This is a genomic window from Streptomyces sp. NPDC087300, from assembly GCF_044744425.1.
Classification (GTDB): Bacteria; Actinomycetota; Actinomycetes; order Streptomycetales; family Streptomycetaceae; genus Streptomyces.
Genome location: NZ_JBIUYI010000004.1, coordinates 416586 through 433944, shown reverse-complemented (window position 1 = coordinate 433944; position 17359 = coordinate 416586). Strand labels below are relative to the sequence as shown.

Annotated in this window: 12 protein-coding genes and 2 tRNA genes; 6 read left to right on the top strand and 8 right to left on the bottom strand. The window is 71.7% G+C overall.

Annotated features, from left to right (window positions below; translation table 11 throughout):
* Positions 1 to 33: 33 nt before the first annotated feature.
* Both ACIO9J_RS17770 and ACIO9J_RS17765 read right to left on the bottom strand, forming a co-directional pair.
* A tRNA-Asn gene (locus ACIO9J_RS17770) sits at positions 34 to 106 on the bottom strand.
* A gap of 5 nt (positions 107 to 111) precedes the next feature.
* Positions 112 to 184, bottom strand: a tRNA-Asn gene (locus ACIO9J_RS17765).
* A 203-nt stretch (positions 185 to 387) separates the two neighbouring features.
* Between ACIO9J_RS17765 and ACIO9J_RS17760 the strand changes: the two genes are divergently transcribed.
* The 4 genes from ACIO9J_RS17760 (at position 388) to ACIO9J_RS17745 (ending at position 6078) form a co-directional block, all read left to right on the top strand.
* Positions 388 to 690 (top strand): YtxH domain-containing protein, encoded by a 303-nt coding sequence (locus tag ACIO9J_RS17760; protein ID WP_401999667.1) that lies wholly within the window; start codon positions 388 to 390, stop codon positions 688 to 690.
* A 114-nt stretch (positions 691 to 804) separates the two neighbouring features.
* Positions 805 to 2244, top strand: a complete 1440-nt coding sequence (locus tag ACIO9J_RS17755) for an FGGY-family carbohydrate kinase (RefSeq protein WP_401999664.1) — start codon at positions 805 to 807, stop codon at positions 2242 to 2244.
* Positions 2245 to 2425: 181 nt separating this feature from the next.
* Positions 2426 to 4159: an ABC transporter ATP-binding protein gene (locus ACIO9J_RS17750; RefSeq protein WP_401999661.1), complete on the top strand. Its 1734-nt coding sequence runs from the start codon at positions 2426 to 2428 to the stop codon at positions 4157 to 4159.
* Positions 4159 to 6078, top strand: a complete 1920-nt coding sequence (locus ACIO9J_RS17745; protein WP_401999658.1) for an ABC transporter ATP-binding protein — start codon at positions 4159 to 4161, stop codon at positions 6076 to 6078. The genes ACIO9J_RS17750 and ACIO9J_RS17745 overlap by 1 nt, the downstream gene beginning before the upstream one ends.
* Before the next feature lie 87 nt (positions 6079 to 6165).
* On the opposite strand, the gene ACIO9J_RS17740 is transcribed toward ACIO9J_RS17745, so the two are convergent.
* The 5 genes from ACIO9J_RS17740 to ACIO9J_RS17720 form a co-directional block, all read right to left on the bottom strand.
* A complete protein-coding gene (locus ACIO9J_RS17740; RefSeq protein WP_401999655.1) occupies positions 6166 to 7500 on the bottom strand; it encodes an RNA polymerase sigma factor in 1335 nt (444 codons plus the stop codon).
* A gap of 118 nt (positions 7501 to 7618) precedes the next feature.
* The gene (gene dnaG, locus ACIO9J_RS17735) at positions 7619 to 9517 is read right to left on the bottom strand and encodes a DNA primase (protein ID WP_401999652.1); all 1899 of its coding nucleotides are present in this window, start codon (positions 9515 to 9517) and stop codon (positions 7619 to 7621) included.
* Positions 9518 to 9560: 43 nt separating this feature from the next.
* Complete coding sequence (locus tag ACIO9J_RS17730; RefSeq protein WP_401999649.1) at positions 9561 to 10823, bottom strand: NAD(P)/FAD-dependent oxidoreductase; 1263 nt, start codon at positions 10821 to 10823, stop codon at positions 9561 to 9563.
* Between the two features lie 135 nt (positions 10824 to 10958).
* Positions 10959 to 12278 carry a deoxyguanosinetriphosphate triphosphohydrolase gene (locus tag ACIO9J_RS17725; protein WP_401999646.1) on the bottom strand — a complete coding sequence of 440 codons (1320 nt, stop codon included), beginning with the start codon at positions 12276 to 12278 and terminating at the stop codon, positions 10959 to 10961.
* Between the two features lie 47 nt (positions 12279 to 12325).
* Entirely contained in the window at positions 12326 to 13216 is an 891-nt protein-coding gene (locus ACIO9J_RS17720) for a sirohydrochlorin chelatase (RefSeq protein WP_401999643.1), read from the bottom strand.
* Positions 13217 to 13574: 358 nt separating this feature from the next.
* Between ACIO9J_RS17720 and ACIO9J_RS17715 the strand changes: the two genes are divergently transcribed.
* Both ACIO9J_RS17715 and ACIO9J_RS17710 read left to right on the top strand, forming a co-directional pair.
* A complete protein-coding gene (locus ACIO9J_RS17715) occupies positions 13575 to 14330 on the top strand; it encodes a vancomycin high temperature exclusion protein (protein WP_401999640.1) in 756 nt (251 codons plus the stop codon).
* A gap of 318 nt (positions 14331 to 14648) precedes the next feature.
* Positions 14649 to 16847 (top strand): molybdopterin oxidoreductase family protein, encoded by a 2199-nt coding sequence (locus tag ACIO9J_RS17710; protein WP_401999637.1) that lies wholly within the window; start codon positions 14649 to 14651, stop codon positions 16845 to 16847.
* Positions 16848 to 16914: 67 nt separating this feature from the next.
* On the opposite strand, the gene ACIO9J_RS17705 is transcribed toward ACIO9J_RS17710, so the two are convergent.
* Positions 16915 to 17205 (bottom strand): DUF6355 family natural product biosynthesis protein, encoded by a 291-nt coding sequence (locus tag ACIO9J_RS17705; RefSeq protein ID WP_401999634.1) that lies wholly within the window; start codon positions 17203 to 17205, stop codon positions 16915 to 16917.
* Positions 17206 to 17359 lie beyond the last annotated feature (154 nt).

Genomic DNA, 17359 nt, shown 5'->3' with positions numbered 1-17359 from the left:
CCTGAGAGTCATCTCAGGGGCCCTTCGTCACAGCTCTCCCGACTGGACTCGAACCAGTAACCTGCCGGTTAACAGCCGGCTGCTCTGCCAATTGAGCTACAGGAGACCGAGCTCCCCCGACTGGACTCGAACCAGTAACCTGCCGGTTAACAGCCGGCTGCTCTGCCAATTGAGCTACAGGGGATCGTCTCGTTCGCATCGAACGCACCTACCTGGGAACTCTCCAGGCGGCGGGCGTTCGCTGCGACACATACATTAGCGCAAGCAGGGGGGTGCTCCGCCAATCGGTATCCCCCCGGCCGACCGCTGGCCGATCGCCAGCCGATCAACAACGAGCGACAGACGAGCGACAGACGAGCGACGTCGACGCAAGGAAAGGGTGCAGTCATGCGCTACCGGCTCACATTCGTCGCGGGACTGGCTCTCGGGTACGTACTCGGGACCCGGGCCGGACGCGAGCGCTACGAGCAGCTGAAGAAGTCAGCCAGGGAGATCTCCCAGAACCCGGCCGTGCGCAACACCGTCGAGTCCGCGACGCAGCAGGGCCGCGAGGTGGCGGGCAAGGCCTTCCACTCGGTCTCGGACAAGGTCGGGGAGAAGATGCCCGACTCGGTGGCCGAGCGGGTCCGCTCGCTGCGCCAGCGCGGACAGGGCGACGCCGAGGACGACTGGGGCACGAGCAACACCTGAGGGGAACGCCGGAGGGGAACGCCCGAGGGGAACGCCTGAGGTGAGCACCCGAGGGAGGCGCCCGACGGGAACAGGGGTACGGCTTACGTCTCGCGGTGCGGCAGAATCCCAGGCATGGGGATAGTCGCAGGGTTGGACAGTTCGCCCGATTTCACGCGCATCGTGGTCTGTGACACGGACACGGGCGCCGTACTCAAGCAGGGCTATGCCCCGCATCCGCTGGAGAGCACCGAGGGTGGCGGCCGGCCGGTCGACGTCGATCCACAGGCCTGGCTGCTCTCCCTCGGCGAGGCCGCGGGCGGCGGGCTGCTCGAAGGCGTCCAGGCCATCGGCGTCTCCGCGCAGCAGAACGCGCTCGTGGCGCTCGACCAGCACGGCAACACCGTGCGTCCCGCGCTCGTCGGCAACGACCGGCGGGCGCAGGTCGCCGCCGTCGACCTGGTCGACGGGCTGGGCAGCCGGGAGGCCTGGGCGCAGGCCGTGGGCTGTGTGCCGCAGGCCGCGCTGCCCGTGACGAAGCTGCGCTGGCTGGCCAGGACCGAACCGGAGGCCGCGCAGCGCGTGGCCTCCCTGATGCAGGCCCCCGACTGGCTGGTGTGGCAGCTGCTCGGCAGGCCCGCGCGGCGCACCACCGACCGCGGCGGGGCCTCCGGCACCGGCTACTGGTCGGCGGCGACCGGTACGTACCGGCCCGATCTCGTCGAACTGGCCCTGGGGCACCAGGCGATGCTGCCCGAGGTGATCGGTCCCGCGGAGGCCGCGGGGACCACGCCCGAGGGGCTGCTGATCTCGGCGGGCACCGGCGAGACGATGGCGGCGGCCTTCGGGCTCGGGGTGCAGCAGGGCGACGCCGTGGTCTCGCTCGGGGCCTCGGGGTCCGTGATGGCCGTGCACCACGAGGCGCTCGCCGACGCGGGCGGGATGATCACCTCGCTGGCGGACGCCACCGGGATGCACCTGCCGGTGGTCCACACGCTGAACGCCGTGCGGGTGCTGCGCGGCTCGGCCGAGATGCTCGGGGTCACGGACCTGGAGGAGCTCTCCGCGCTCGCGATGAAGTCGACGCCGGGCGCGCACGGCCTGGTGTTCCTGCCCTACCTGGAGGGCGAGAAGACGCCGAACCTGCCGCACGCCGCGGGCACGCTCACCGGGCTGCGGCGCGAGTCGATGAAGCCCGAGCACCTGGCGCGGGCCGCCTTCGAGGGGATGCTCTGCGGGCTCGGTGACGCGCTGGACGTACTGCGGGGGCGCGGTGTCGAGGTCCGGCGGGTGTTCCTGCTCGGGGCCGCCGCCGAGCTGCCGGCCGTGCAGGCCGCGGCGCCGATGCTGCTCGGCACCCAGGTCGTGGTGCCGCAGCCCGCCGACTACGCGGCGATCGGTGCCGCGCGGCAGGCCGCGTGGGCGCTGACCGGCCGGCTGCCGTACTGGCAGGGGGCGGCGGCGCAGGTCTTTGAACCGGGCGAGGAGCTCGCGGTGGGCCAGGCGGTGCGGCAGCAGTACTCGACGGTGCGGGAGCAGTCCCATCCCGGAGCCTTCGCACCGCCCGCCTCCTGAGGCGCACGGATCGGCGTAAGGCGCGCGGATCGACGTAGATCCTTAAGTGAGCCCAGTTCTGTACCCGGGCTGAAATTTGACCCGGTCATGGGTTAATCGGTTGCACGGCGACCGGTCGGGTGTCGGAGTATGGGGGCGACCTCGCCCACCGGCCGACACCCGACTCCTCGAGAGACCGAGCGTGCTCATACGACTTCTGCGGACGCACCTGCGTCCGTACCAGAAACCCATCGCCCTGCTGGTGCTGCTGCAGTTCCTGCAGACCTGCGCCGCGCTCTACCTGCCCACCCTCAACGCCGACATCATCGACAACGGTGTCGTGAAGGGGGACACGGGCTACATCCTGAGCTTCGGCGGCATCATGATCGCCGTCACGATCGCCCAGATGGTCTGCAACATCGGTGCCGTCTTCTACGGCGCGCGGACCGCGTCCGCCCTCGGGCGTGATGTCCGGGCCGCCGTCTTCGACCGCGTGCAGTCCTTCTCCGCGCGCGAGATGGGCCACTTCGGCGCCCCCTCGCTGATCACCCGCACCACCAATGACGTCCAGCAGGTGCAGATGCTGGTCCTCATGTCGTTCACGCTGATGGTGACGGCGCCCATCATGTGCGTCGGCGGCATCGTGATGGCGCTCGGCCAGGACGTGCCGCTGTCCGCCGTGCTCGTCGCCGTGGTGCCCGTCCTCGCCATCAGCGTCAGCCTGATCGTGCGGCGCCTGCGGCCGCTGTTCCGGACCATGCAGGTGCGCCTGGACGCGGTGAACCGGGTGCTGCGCGAGCAGATCACCGGCAACCGCGTCATCCGCGCCTTCGTCCGCGACACCTACGAGAAGGACCGGTTCCGGAAGGCCAACGCCGACCTGACCGAGGTCTCCCTCGGCACCGGCAAGCTGCTCGCGCTGATGTTCCCGATCGTCATGACGGTCGTGAACGTGTCCTCGATCGCGGTCGTGTGGTTCGGCGCGCACCGCATCGACAGCGGCGGCATGCAGATCGGCGCGCTCACCGCGTTCCTCGCGTATCTGATGCAGATCGTGATGTCCGTGATGATGGCCACCTTCATGTTCATGCAGGTGCCGCGCGCGGAGGTCTGCGCCGAGCGCATCGAGGAGGTCCTGGACACCGAGAGCAGCGTGGTGCCCCCGGCCGCCCCGGTGCACGAACTGCGCAGCCACGGCCACCTGGAGATCCGGGGCGCGGGCTTCCGCTATCCCGGTGCCGAGGAGCCCGTGCTCAAGGCCGTCGACCTGGTCGCGCGGCCCGGTGAGACGACCGCCGTCATCGGCTCGACCGGCAGCGGCAAGTCGACGCTGCTCAGCCTGGTGCCGCGGCTCATCGACGCGACCGAGGGCCAGGTCCTGGTCGGCGGCGTGGACGTGGGCACCGTCGAGCCCGCGCTGCTCGCGCGGTCCGTGAGCCTGGTGCCGCAGAAGCCGTACCTCTTCGCCGGCACGGTCGCCAGCAACCTGCGGTACGGCAATCCCGGCGCCACCGACGAGGAGCTCTGGCACGCGCTCGACGTCGCCCAGGCCAAGAGCTTCGTGGAGGGCCTCGACGAGGGTCTGGAGGCACCGATCGCCCAGGGCGGCACGAACGTCTCCGGTGGTCAGCGCCAGCGCCTCTCGATCGCCCGCACGCTCGTCCAGCGCCCGGAGATCTACCTCTTCGACGACTCCTTCTCGGCACTCGACTACGCCACCGACGCGGCGCTGCGCGCGGCCCTCGGCAGGGAGACCGCGGAGGCGACCGTCGTCATCGTCGCCCAGCGCGTCGCCACGATCCGGGACGCCGACCGCATCGTGGTCCTCGACGAGGGCCGCGTCGTGGGCACCGGGCGCCATCACGAGCTGATGGAGAGCAATGAGACCTACCGGGAGATCGTGCTCTCCCAGCTCACGGAAGCGGAGGCCGCGTAATGGCTGGTCACGGCGGGGCCATGATGGGCCCCAACTCCCGCTCGATGGACTTCAAGAACTCCGGCAAGCGACTGCTCGCGCAGTTCAGGCCGGAGCGCGCCACGATGCTCGGGATGCTCGCGGCCGGTGTGTTCAGCGTCGCGCTGACCGTGGTCGGCCCGAAGATCCTCGGCAAGGCGACCGACCTGCTCTTCGCGGGCATCGTCGGCCGTGACATGCCCGCGGGCCTCACGAAGGAGCAGGCCATCAAGGGCCTGCGCGACAAGGGCGACGGCGGCATGGCCGACATGCTCTCCGGCGTCGACTTCACCCCGGGCAAGGGTATCGACTTCGACGCGGTCGGCGAGGTCCTGCTGCTCGCGCTCGGCACGTTCCTCGCGGCGGGCCTGCTGATGGCCGTGGCGACCCGGCTCTCCAACCACGCCATCAACAAGACGGTGTTCCGCATGCGCGGCGACGTACAGGCGAAGCTGTCGCGGCTTCCGCTGTCGTACTTCGACAAGCGCCAGCGCGGCGAGGTGCTGAGCCGGGCCACCAACGACCTCGACAACATCAACCAGACGCTGACCCAGACGATGGGCCAGCTCATCAACTCGCTGCTGACGATCATCGGCGTGCTGGTGATGATGTTCTGGGTGTCGCCGCTGCTCGCGCTCGTCGCGCTGGTCACGGTGCCGCTGTCGTTCTTCGTGGCGACCAAGGTCGGCAAGCGGTCGCAGCCGCAGTTCGTGCAGCAGTGGAAGACCACCGGCCAGCTGAACGCGCACGTCGAGGAGATGTACACCGGGCACACCCTGGTGAAGGTGTTCGGGCGCCAGGAGGAGTCGGCCAAGGCGTTCGCCGAGCAGAACGAGCAGTTGTACGAGGCCGGGTTCAAGGCCCAGTTCAACAGCGGTGTCATGCAGCCGCTGATGTTCTTCATCTCGAACCTGAACTATGTGCTCGTGGCCGTGGTGGGCGGTCTGCGGGTGGCGTCGGGGTCGCTGTCCATCGGCGACGTGCAGGCGTTCATCCAGTACTCCCGGCAGTTCTCGATGCCGCTCACGCAGGTCGCCTCGATGGCCAACCTCGTGCAGTCGGGCGTCGCCTCCGCCGAACGCGTCTTCGAGATCCTCGACGCCGACGAGCAGGAGGCCGACCCGGTGCCCGGCGAGCGCCCCGACCGGCTGACCGGGCGGGTCGAGATGGAGCACGTGTCCTTCCGCTACGAGAAGGACAAGCCGCTCATCGAGGACCTCTCCCTGGTCGTGGACCCCGGGCACACGGTGGCCATCGTCGGTCCGACGGGCGCGGGCAAGACGACGCTCGTCAACCTGCTCATGCGGTTCTACGAGGTCACGGGCGGGCGCATCACGCTGGACGGCGTCGACGTCGCCAAGATGTCGCGCGACGAGCTGCGCTCCGGGATCGGCATGGTGCTCCAGGACACCTGGCTGTTCGGCGGCACCATCGCGGAGAACATCGCGTACGGCGCGGCGAAGGACGTCACCCGCGAGGAGATCGAGGAGGCGGCCCGCGCCGCCCACGCCGACCGCTTCGTACGGACGCTTCCCGACGGGTACGACACCGTGATCGACGACGACGGCACGGGGGTCAGCGCGGGCGAGAAGCAGCTCATCACCATCGCGCGGGCGTTCCTGTCCGACCCGGTGATCCTGGTGCTCGACGAGGCGACGAGCTCCGTCGACACGCGTACGGAAGTCCTCATCCAGAAGGCGATGGCTCGACTCGCGCATGGGCGAACGTCGTTCGTCATCGCGCACCGGCTGTCCACGATTCGTGACGCCGACACCATCCTGGTGATGGAGAACGGGTCCATCGTGGAACAGGGCACGCATGACGCGCTGTTGGCTGCGGACGGGGCGTATGCGCGTCTGTATGCCGCCCAGTTCGCGCAGGCCGTGGCCGAAGTCGACTAGCGCCGTTGGGGTGTTGGGGGGTCTGCGCGTGCCGGTTCGTCGTGGCTGGTCGCGCAGCTCCCCGCGCCCCTTAGGGGCGCTCCCCCGTCAGTCCAAGTAGCCCCTCAGCTGGTCCGCGAACGCGTGGTCGCGGAGTTTGTTGAGGGTCTTGGACTCGATCTGGCGGATCCGCTCGCGGGTCACGCCGAAGATGCGGCCGATCTCCTCCAGGGTGCGGGGGCGGCCGTCCGCGAGGCCGTAGCGGAGCTGGACGACCTTGCGCTCGCGCTCGCCGAGCGTGGAGAGGACCGCCTCCAGGTGCTCGCGCAGCAGCAGGAACGCCGCTGATTCCACGGGAGACGTCGCGTCGCCGTCCTCGATGAGGTCGCCGAGCGCGACGTCGTCCTCCTCGCCGACGGGCGCGTGCAGCGAGACCGGCTCCTGGGCCAGGCGCAGGACCTCGCTGACGCGCTCGTGCGGCAGGTCCAGGTGGGCGGCGACCTCTTCGGGCGTGGGCTCGTAGCCGCGCTCCTGGAGCATGCGGCGCTGGACGCGTACGACCCGGTTGATGAGCTCCACGACGTGCACCGGGACGCGGATGGTGCGGGCCTGGTCCGCCAGGGCGCGGGACATCGCCTGACGGATCCACCAGGTCGCGTACGTCGAGAACTTGTAGCCCCGGGCGTAGTCGAACTTCTCTACCGCCCTGATCAGGCCCAGGTTCCCCTCCTGGACGAGATCGAGCATGGTGAGCCCGCGGCCCACGTACCGCTTGGCGACGGAGACGACCAGGCGCAGGTTCGCCTCGATGAGGCGGCGCTTGGCCATCCGGCCCATGACGACCAGCTTGTCGAGGTCCAGGGCCAACTGGGAGTCCAGGTCAGGGGTGTTGCTCAGCTTCTCCTCGGCGAAGAGGCCCGCCTCCACGCCGCGCGCGAGCTCCACCTCCTCCGCCGCGGTCAGCAGGGGAATCCGCCCGATCTCGCGCAGATACTGACGGAACAGGTCGGAGGAGGGGCCGCCGGTGTCGGCACGGCCGCGCGGGACCGGGACCTCGATGGTCTCGGGCTCCAGCGTCTCGCGGACGTCCTGCGGGCCCGGCGCATCGGCCTCTTCGGAGGGCTGTGTCTCCGGCGGCTCCTGCGTTTCCTGTGTCTCCTGTGTCTCCTGCACCGCCGTGACCTCCGGGTGCCGAGTGGCCCGGCTCTGCGGTGGGACTGCCTCCAGGACGTCCGCGTCGGCATCCGCGCGCGCGGCGGTGTCGGTCTGGGTGAGGGTCTGGGTCTGCACGGGGGCGACCTCCAGGGTGATCGCTGCTGAGGCGTGCGGCAACGGGAGAGGGACGACGGCCTCGCCGCTGTCCGTCCCGGACACGATGTGTGGAACCGCGGGGGTGTCGGATCCGCTGTCAGCGGGCCGGCCGCGCTCCGAGGACTCAGGCACCGGAACCCAGTGTGGGGCACGACACGCGGCCGCCACGAGGGGCGTGCGGTGACTTTTTGAGTCCGTTCCGTGACCGCGTGATTACCCGACGGGTAACCGTTGGCCCGAGCGTCACGCCTCAGAGGGCGTCGGAACCCCGTTCGCGCAGTGCCTGGCCGTACTGCTGGAGGACCCACAACTCGTTCTGGACGGCGGCCAGATGCTGCGGATCGCCGCCCGCGCCGAGCCGGGCCAGGCTGCCCTGGACGTCCCGGATGCGGCGGTCCACCGCGCGCAGCCGGACCTGGACGAGCTGGATGCCCGCGTACATCTCGTCGACCGTCTTGCGCAGGATCGCCTCGACGGCCAGCTCGGTGACCATGCGGCGCACCGTGTCGTCCGGGGCCGCGTCGAGCACGCGGCCCAGATAGGCCTGCGGTTCGGCGATGCCCGCCTCGGCGCCGCCGGCCTCCTCCACGCACTGGCGCACGGCCGCGTAGGGCGGCGCGGTGAACTCGTCCATGCCGTACGCGTCGAAGGCCGGGGAGACCAACTGCGGGTACTGCAGGGCCAGCTTGAGCAGCTCGCGCTCGGTGCGGTGGGCGGGGCTGCGCAGGGTGAGCGCGGGGCCGCTGGGCGCGGGCGGGCCCTCCCCGTACGCCTGCTGGGGCCTGCTCTGCTGCGGGGCGGGGCCCCGGCCGCCGCGGTCGCGGGCCCAGCGGGCCAGCTGCGCGACCCGCTTGACCACGAACTGGGTGTCCAGGATGCCGAGCATGCCCGCGAGCTGTACGGCCACCTCGTGCTGCGCGCCGCTGTTCTTGATGCGGGCCACCACGGGCGCCGCCTCGTCCAGGGCGGCGGCGCGGCCCGCGGGGGTCTCCAGGTCGTAGCGCGAGACGATCTGGCGGAGCGCGAACTCGAAGAGCGGCGTACGGGGTTCGACCAGATCGGCGACGGCCTCGTCGCCCTTGGCGAGACGCAGCTCGCAGGGGTCCATGCCGTCGGGCGCGATGGCGATGTACGTCTCGGCGGCGAACTTCTGGTCGTCCTCGAAGGCGCGCAGCGCGGCCTTCTGGCCCGCCGCGTCGCCGTCGAAGGTGAAGATCACCCGCGCCGAGCCGTTGTCCATCAGGAGGCGGCGGAGGATCTTGATGTGGTCGCCGCCGAAGGCCGTGCCACAGGTCGCGATGGCGGTGGGGACGCCGGCCAGGTGGCAGGCCATGACGTCCGTGTACCCCTCGACGACGACCGCGCGGGAGGTCTTGGCGATGTCCTTCTTGGCCAGGTCGACGCCGTACAGCACCTGGCCCTTCTTGTAGATCGGGGTCTCGGGGGTGTTCAGGTACTTCGGACCGTTGTCGTCGTCGCGGAGCTTGCGGGCGCCGAAGCCGACGACCTCGCCGCCGATGTCGCGGATCGGCCACATCAGGCGGCCGCGGAAACGGTCGATGGGGCCGCGGCGGCCCTCCTGGGAGAGGCCGGAGAGGGTCAGCTCCTTGTCGGTGAAGCCCTTGCCGCGCAGGAAGCGGGTGAGGTGGTCCCAGCCCGCCGGGCTGTAGCCCACGCCGAAGTGCGCGGCCGCCGCCTGGTCGAAGCCGCGCTCGGCGAGGAAGGCGCGGCCGATCTCGGCCTCGGGGCTCTCCAGCTGGTCCACGTAGAACTGCGCGGCGATCTTGTGGGCCTCCACCAGGCGGATGCGCTCGCCGCGCTGGTGGCTGGGGTTGTACCCGCCCTCCTCGTACCGCAGCGTGATGCCCGCCTTGGCGGCGAGGCGCTCGACCGTCTCCGAGAACGTGAGGTGGTCGATCTTCATCACGAAGGCGATCGTGTCGCCGCCTTCCTGGCAGCCGAAGCAGTGGAAGAGACCCTTGCTCGGGCTGACCTGGAAGGACGGGGACTTCTCGTCGTGGAAGGGGCACAGGCCCTTGAGGTTTCCACCGCCCGCGTTGCGCAGCTGGAGGTAGTCGGAGACCACGGCGTCGATCGGGACCGCGTCCCGAACCGCCTTCACGTCCTCGTCATTGATCCTGCCGGCCACGTAGGAATACTACGGCGCCCCTGTGACACTCCTGCCCGTGCCTTCACGCCAGGAGCGAAGCCAAGGGGGTGGAAGGGTCCGCGAGGGCGTCCGGATCGGGCTTGTGGCCGCTTCGGATGAGCTCCTGAATGGGTTCGGTGACGTCCCACACGTTCACGTTCATCCCGGCGAGGACCCGCCCGTCGCGCAGCCAGAACGCGATGAACTCGCGCTTGCCGGTGTCGCCGCGGACCACCACCTGGTCGTACGAGCCGGGGGGCGCCCAGCCCGAGTACTCCAGGCCGACGTCGTACTGGTCGGAGAAGAAGTACGGCACCCGGTCGTACGTGACGTCCTGGCCGAGCATGGCGCGGGCCGCCGCGGGGCCGCCGTTCAGCGCGTTCGCCCAGTGCTCCACGCGGAGCCGGTCGCCGTAGAGGGGGTGGGCGGTGGCCGCCACGTCCCCCGCCGCGTAGATGTCCGGGTCGGAGGTGCGCAGCGAGGCGTCGACCGCGATGCCGCCGCCGTGCGCGCGGTCGGCGAGCTCCAGGCCCGCGGACTCGGCGAGCGCCGTGCGCGGGGCGGCGCCGATCGCGGCGAGCACGTCGTGCGCGGGGTGCTCCTCGCCGTCGTCGGTACGGGCGGCGAGGACCATGCCGTCCTGCCCGGTGATCTCGGTGAGCCGCGCGCCGAAGTGGAAGCGGACGCCGTGCTCGGCGTGCAGGTCGGCGAACATCTGGCCGACCTCGGGGCCGAGGACGGCGTGCAGCGGGGTCGCCTCGGGCTCGACGACGGTGACCTCCGCGCCGTACTCCCTGGCGGCCGCGGCGATCTCCAGGCCGATCCAGCCCGCGCCCGCGATCACCAGATGCCCGTTGTCCCTGCCGAGGGCGGCGAGGACGTGGCGCAGGCGGTCGGCGTGCGCGAGACGGCGCAGGTGGTGGACGCCCGCGAGGTCCGTGCCCGGCACGTCCAGGCGGCGCGGCTCGGCGCCGGTGACGAGGAGGAGCTTGTCGTAGTGGATGACCGTGCCCTCGCCCAGGCGCACCGCCTTGGCCGCGCGGTCGATGGCGACGACGGTCTGGCCGAGGTGGAGCTCGATGTCCGCCTGCGCGTACCACCCCGGTTCGTGCACGAAGACGCTGTCGCGCTCCTCCTTGCCCAGGAGGTAGCCCTTGGACAGGGGCGGGCGCTCATAGGGGTGGTCGCGCTCGTCACCGATGAGGATCACCCGGCCGGTGAACCCCTCGGAACGGAGTGTCTCGGCCGCCTTGGCGCCGGCCAGACCTCCTCCGACAATGACGAACGTCTGATCCGCGTCGACCACTTGATGCCTCCTCATAACCGAACCGCCACAGGGAGCGTCCCGCACAGAGCGTGATGGGGGAAGGGGGCGTGGCCCCAACTGGCCACATTTCGTCACGCCCTGTGGTCACTCCATGGTCACTTACCGCTGTTTTTCCTACCGTCTCGCCGTCATTCGGTGGTGCAGGGCGCGGGCCGCCGCGTCCGTGAGTGAGGCGATCTGATCGACGACCACGCGCTGGGCGGCCCGGTCGTCGGCCGCCGCGTCGTACAGCGCGCGGAACTGCGGGTCGAGGCCGTCGGGGGCGCGGTGCGTGAGCGCGTCCGCGAGCTCGGCCACGACGACGCGCTGATCGGCGCGGAGCCGCTCCTGGGCGGGGCGCTGCATCACATAGCGGTCGGCGACGGCCTTGAGGACGGCGCACTCGTGCCGCGCCGCGCGGGGCACCACGAGCTCGGCCGCGTACCGCGAGAGGGGCCCGGTGCCGTACCTCGCGCGCGTGGCGGTCTCCGCGGCCAGGCAGAAGCGGCCGATGAGCTGGCTGGTGGCGTCCTTCAGGCGGGCCTGGGCGACGGCGGACCCGTCGTAGCCGTGCGGCCACCAGTCCTGGTCCAGGAGCCGGTCGAGGGCCTGGGCGAGCTCTTCGGGGTCGGTGTCCGCCGGGACGTACCGCCCGAGGGCCACCTCGTAGATGTCCTGTCGCTCGGGCTCGGCGTGCAGCACGTTCGGATCGATGTGCCCGGCGTGCAGGCCGTCCTCGAAGTCGTGCACCGAGTAGGCGACGTCGTCCGACCAGTCCATGACCTGGGCCTCGAAGCAGGTGCGCTGACCGGGGGCCTCCTTGCGGACCCAGTCGAAGACCGGCCTGTCGTCCTCGTAGACCCCGAACTTGGGCGAGTCGGGGTCGGTGGGGTGGGCGCCGCGCGGCCAGGGGTACTTGGTGGCGGCGTCCAGGGCGGCACGCGTGAGGTTGAGGCCGACGCTGACGAGTTCGTCGGTGTCCTCGGAGCGCACGAAGCGCTTCGGTTCGATGCGGGTGAGGAGCCTGAGCGACTGGGCGTTGCCCTCGAATCCGCCGCAGTCCGCCGCGAATTCGTTCAGCGCCTGCTCTCCGTTGTGCCCGAAGGGCGGGTGGCCCAGGTCGTGGGAGAGGCAGGCCGTCTCCACCAGGTCGGGGTCGCAGCCGAGGGCGGCGCCGAGCTCACGGCCGACCTGGGCACACTCCAGGGAGTGCGTCAGTCGCGTACGCGCGCTGGCGTCCCAGGCCTGGCTCCGGGTGCCCGGCGTGACGACCTGGGTCTTTCCCGCGAGACGGCGCAGCGCGGCGGAGTGCAGCACGCGCGCGCGGTCGCGCTGGAAGGCCGTGCGCCCCGGCCTCTTGTCGGGCTCGGTGGCCCATCGCTCGACGGCCGGTCCGTCGTAGGCGCCATAGGCGCCGAAGTCGTCGTCCTGCGCGTTCGATGCTGTGCCTTCCATGCACCGACAGTAGACGCAAGCAGTGACAAAGGAGGATCTGGCCCCGGTCAGACCCGGGTCAGGCGGCGCGGTTCGGCCACCCTACGCGCGGTGCCCGCGCGGTCGTAGCGGTGCAGGACGAGGCGGGCGAGCGCCGGGTGCGCGCCGAGCGGCGCGGCGGCGATCCAGGGCGCGTGGGCGGCGGCCTGCGCGGCGAACCGGCCCGGCGCGGTGAAGTACGCGGCGACTGCGGCGCGGTGCCGTCCTTCGGCCGCCAGGGCGTCGAGCGCCTGCGGCACGGTACGGGCGCAGGCCGCGGTGGGCGCCGCGTAGGCGGACAGGACGGGCACACCGAGGCGTTCGGCGAGCAGCACCGCCGTGGTCTCGGTGTCGGCGGCCGACTCCGGGTCGCGGGAGCCGGCCGCCGCGAGGACCACACCGAGCCGGCGGCGCTCGGCGGCGCCCGCTCCGTCCGGCCAGCCCGCATCGGCGAGCCGGGCGTGCAGCGCGTCCACGAGCAGCGGGTGCGGACCGAGCGGGGCGGCGACGCGGCAGTCGAGGTGCGGGGCGCGGGCGGCGGCCCCCGGCAGGTCGCGCTTGACGTGCTGGCCGCGGCCGAGGAGCAGCGGCACGAGCACCGCGGGACCTGGCGGCTGCGCGGCGAGGGTGTCGGTGAGCAGCGGTTCGTTCAGCTCGATGTGGCCGAGCCGCACGGCCAGGCCGGGCCGCAGCGCGCGGATCCGCTCGGCGAGGGCCTCGACGGTGGCGAGGGCGCGCGGGTCGCGGCTGCCGTGGGCGACCAGGACGAGGGGCGCGCGCGGATCGGGCCGGTGTCCGCGGTCCGCCGAGACGCGGCGGAGCTGGTGGCCGAGCTGGCTGGTGATGCGGTCCATGAGTTGCGCCGTACTGTCGAGGTGAGTGCTGCCGGACTCGTCGCGGAGAGGGTTCGACGGCGTCATGGACCGAGGATGGCCGGGGCAGGTTGCGCCGGCGTTGCGTGGCCGTGACGACTGTTTTCCTCCGGCTCACGACGGGGGTCGGGGGCGGGTCAGGTGGGGCTTCGGGGTGCGGATTCGGGTCCGGCTTCGAGTCCGGATCCGGCTTCCGGCCCTGCTTCCGGTCCTGCTTCCGGTCCTGCTTCCGGTCCTGCTTCCGGGTCCGGCTTCCCGGTGCTTCGGAGCGCGGTCTCGGGGTGTTCTGCGGGTCGTTCTCCGGGTTGTTTCGGGGTCGCGGAGCGTCCGTCGTGCCGATGCGGTCGCTTACGGTTGTCACAGTGATCGGATCTGGGGAGATCCGGGGCGTACGGGGGCGGATCACATGGAACGGACAGGGTGGGCGCGGCGGTTGCGGGTGCCGGGACGGCTTCGGCTGCGGGCGCCCGGGTGGCTGCGGGTGCGGAGACCGGCATGGCTTCGGCTGCCGCGTACGAGAAAGGGGCAGCGGCGGGGTGTGCAGGCCGTGATGGCGCTGTGCGTGCTCGCGCTGCTGCCGTCGGCCTGGCTGTTCGTGACGACGGACAACAGGATCGGGACGGTCGCCGACGCGCCGCGCAGCCGGGTCGCGATGGTGTTCGGGGCCGGGCTGTGGCGGGGCGAGCCCTCGCCGTACCTCGCGCACCGGCTCGACGCGGCTGCCGAGTTGTACCGCACGGGCCGGATAGAGGTCGTGCTCGTCACGGGCGACAACAGCCGCGAGGAGTACGACGAACCGGACGCCATGCGCGCCTACCTGAAGAAGCACGGCGTGCCGGACCGCCGGATCGTGAGCGACTACGCGGGCTTCGACACCTGGGACTCCTGCGTCCGCGCCAAGAAGATATTCGGCGTGGACCGGGCGGTGCTGATCAGCCAGGGCTTCCACATACGCAGGGCGGTCGCGCTGTGCGACGCGGCGGGCGTCTCGTCGTACGGGGTCGGGGTGGACGCCGTCCACGACGCGACCTGGTACTACGGCGGCGCACGGGAGGTGTTCGCGGCGGGCAAGGCGGCGATTGACTCGGCGTTCCAACCGGATCCGCGGTTCCTCGGGGCTCGGGAGCACGGTGTGGACCGGGCTCTGTCCGCACCTCGCTGACGCGCGGCTGCCCAGCAGCGCTGAGTGCGGAGGGGGTGTCTTTAGGGGCGCGGGGAACTGCGCGCCCAGCCGAAGGCGACTTGCGGACGGCGGATCCTGGCAGACGAGTAGTCCGGGGCCGTGCGGCGGCAGCGCGTCCGCCCCGGTTCCGTCGTCAGCCGGGTGCGGATCGTGGTCCGTTCTCGCGCAGTTCCCCGCACCCTGGACGGGGCCAACCACCGCCTCACAGCGGGGCGGGGAGGCCGCTGAGGTCGGATTGTCCCGCGTGTAACGCGACCACGCGGAGGCGCGTAACAAGCCCGGCGGACGCTGGTCCGCATGCACCCCACCACCACGGCCACGGCGACCCCGACCCACTGTCCCTACTGCGCCCTGCAGTGCGGGATGGGGCTGACGGAGGCCCCTGGCGGTGGCGTGGACGTCGTGGAGCGCCCCGGGTTTCCCGTCAACAGAGGAGCCCTGTGCGGCAAGGGCCGCACCGCGCCCGCGCTGCTCTCCTCCCGGGTGCGGCTGACGGAGCCGCTCGTGCGGTCCCGGGCCACGGGCAGGCTGACGCCGGCCGGCTGGGAGGAGGCGCTCGACCGGGTCGCCGACGGGCTCTCCCGGGCGCGTACGGAGCATGGCGCGGACGCGTGCGGGGTGTTCGGCGGGGGTGGTCTGACGAACGAGAAGGCGTACGCGCTCGGCAAGTTCGCGCGGGTGGCGCTCGGCACGTCGCAGATCGACTACAACGGGCGGTTCTGCATGTCGTCGGCCGCGGCGGCGGGGCAGCGGGCGTTCGGGCTTGACCGGGGGCTGCCGTTCCCGCTGGCGGACGTCCCCCGCACCGGGTGCGTGATCCTCGTCGGGTCGAACCTCGCGGAGACGATGCCGCCCGCGCTGCGGTATCTGACGGAACTGCGGGCGAACGGCGGCACGTTGATCGTGGTCGACCCCCGGCGGACCCGTACCGCCGAGCAGGCCGATCTGCATCTGGCGCCGCGCCCGGGGACGGATCTCGCCCTGGCGCTCGGCCTGCTGCACCTGGTGGTGGCCGAGGGCCGCACGGACGAGGAGTTCATCGAGGAGCGCACCAGCGGATGGGAGGAGGCGCGGGCCGCGGCGATGGCCCACTGGCCCGAGCACGTGGAGCGGATCAGCGGGGTGCCGGTGCCCCGGCTGCGCGAGGCGGTGCGACTGTTCTGCGACGCCGGGTCGGGGATGGTGCTCACCGCGCGCGGTCCCGAGCAGCAGTCCAAGGGGACCGACACCGTCGGGGCGTGGATCAACCTGTGCCTGGCCACGGGGCGGGCGGGGCGGCCGCTGTCCGGGTACGGCTGTCTGACGGGGCAGGGCAACGGGCAGGGCGGGCGCGAACACGGCCAGAAGGCGGACCAGTTGCCCGGGTACCGCAAGCTGACCGATCCGGCGGCGCGGGCGCATGTCGCGGGCGTCTGGGGGGTGGATCCGGATGCGCTGCCGGGTCCCGGCAGGTCGGCGTACGAGCTGCTCGACGCGCTCGGCGGGGACGTCAGGGCGCTGCTCCTGATGGGGTCCAACCCGGTGGTGTCGGCGCCGCGGGCCGGACACGTGGAGGAGCGGCTGCGTGCGCTGGACTTCCTCGCGGTGGCGGACGTGGTGCTGTCCGAGACGGCCGAACTGGCGGACGTGGTGCTGCCGGTGACGCAGTGGGCGGAGGAGACGGGGACGGTGACGAACCTGGAGGGGAGGGTGCTGCTGCGGCGCCGCGCGGTGTCGGCGCCGCCCGGGGTCCGCAGCGACCTGGACGTCCTGCACGGCCTCGCGGACCGGCTCGGCCACGGCAAGGGTTTCCCCACCGACCCGGAGGAGGTCTTCGAGGAGCTGCGCAGGGCGAGTGCGGGCGGCCCCGCGGACTACGCGGGAATCTCGTACGCGCGGCTCGCCGAGGACGAGGGCGAGGGGGTGTTCTGGCCCTGCCCGGACGTTGGGGACGTTGGGGGTGGCGGAGACGGCGGAGACGATGGAGACGGCGACGGCAGCGGGGGCGGCGCAGAAGGTGAACTCGGCGGCGCTGCAGCCCCGCGCCCCGGAACCCCCCACCCCGGAACCCCGCGGCTCTTCCTCGACCGGTTCGCCACCGAGGACGGGCGGGCGCGGTTCGTGCCCGTGGTGCACCGGGCGGCGGCGGAGGAGCCGGACGCGGAGTATCCGGTGCTGCTCACGACGGGGCGGGTGCTCGCGCAGTATCAGTCGGGGGCCCAGACGCGCAGGGTCGACGAGCTCAACTCGGCCGCTCCCGGGCCCTTCGTGGAGCTGCACCCGCGGCTGGCCGCGCGGCTCGGCGTCGTCGAGGGCGAGCCGGTCGCGGTGGTCTCGCGGCGCGGCCGCGCGGTCGCTCCCGCGCGGGTCACGTCCGGCATCCGCTCCGACACCGTGTTCATGCCGTTCCACTGGCCGGGCGAGGGGCGGGCCAATTCCCTGACGCATCCGGCGCTCGACCCCGTGTCGCGGATGCCGGAGTTCAAGGTGTGCGCGGTGCGGCTCGAACGGCCGTAGGGGGCAGGGAGCGGGCCCGGGGAGGGAGAGCACCCCCGGACCCGCCGTCATGCGGTGGTGTCGTGCGTCAGCAGGTGCGTCCCGTGTACCAGGCGCCGTCCACACCGGACGCCGAGCCGATCCAGGTCACGCCGGGGCCCACGCACTGTTCGGAGTTGGGTCCCCAGTCGTCGATCTCGATCACGATGTGCGAGCCGTCGCTCGTGCAGTGGTTGTAGTAGGCGTCGCTGGCGGTCTCGAAGAATCCGCACGGGTCCTTGACCGCCGCCGGGGAGGCGGTGGCCGAGGACGCCATGGACATCCCGAGACCGAGAGCAAGGGCGCCGATGAGGGCCGGCAGGGAACGGCGAACTCGCATGAGGCGACTCCTTCTTGAGGACAGGGTGCTCGCGCACCGACGTGCGCACCGACCGGTGCACACGGAGAGCATCCAGGTGCTCACGCTGGGTGGTCGCGTCGATTCGCCCGTACGAGTGGTGGAGTCCATCAGATCGAAGTCGAAGGCGTTTGAG

Coding starts and splice junctions, on each gene's coding strand:
- ACIO9J_RS17760 (WP_401999667.1), top strand. CDS start 388: ATGCGCTACCGGCTCACATTCGTCGCGGGACTGGCTCTCGGGTACGTA.
- ACIO9J_RS17755 (WP_401999664.1), top strand. CDS start 805: ATGGGGATAGTCGCAGGGTTGGACAGTTCGCCCGATTTCACGCGCATC.
- ACIO9J_RS17745 (WP_401999658.1), top strand. CDS start 4,159: ATGGCTGGTCACGGCGGGGCCATGATGGGCCCCAACTCCCGCTCGATG.
- ACIO9J_RS17725 (WP_401999646.1), bottom strand. CDS start 12,278: ATGGAAGGCACAGCATCGAACGCGCAGGACGACGACTTCGGCGCCTAT.
- ACIO9J_RS17720 (WP_401999643.1), bottom strand. CDS start 13,216: ATGACGCCGTCGAACCCTCTCCGCGACGAGTCCGGCAGCACTCACCTC.
- ACIO9J_RS17715 (WP_401999640.1), top strand. CDS start 13,575: ATGGAACGGACAGGGTGGGCGCGGCGGTTGCGGGTGCCGGGACGGCTT.
- ACIO9J_RS17710 (WP_401999637.1), top strand. CDS start 14,649: ATGCACCCCACCACCACGGCCACGGCGACCCCGACCCACTGTCCCTAC.
- ACIO9J_RS17705 (WP_401999634.1), bottom strand. CDS start 17,205: ATGCGAGTTCGCCGTTCCCTGCCGGCCCTCATCGGCGCCCTTGCTCTC.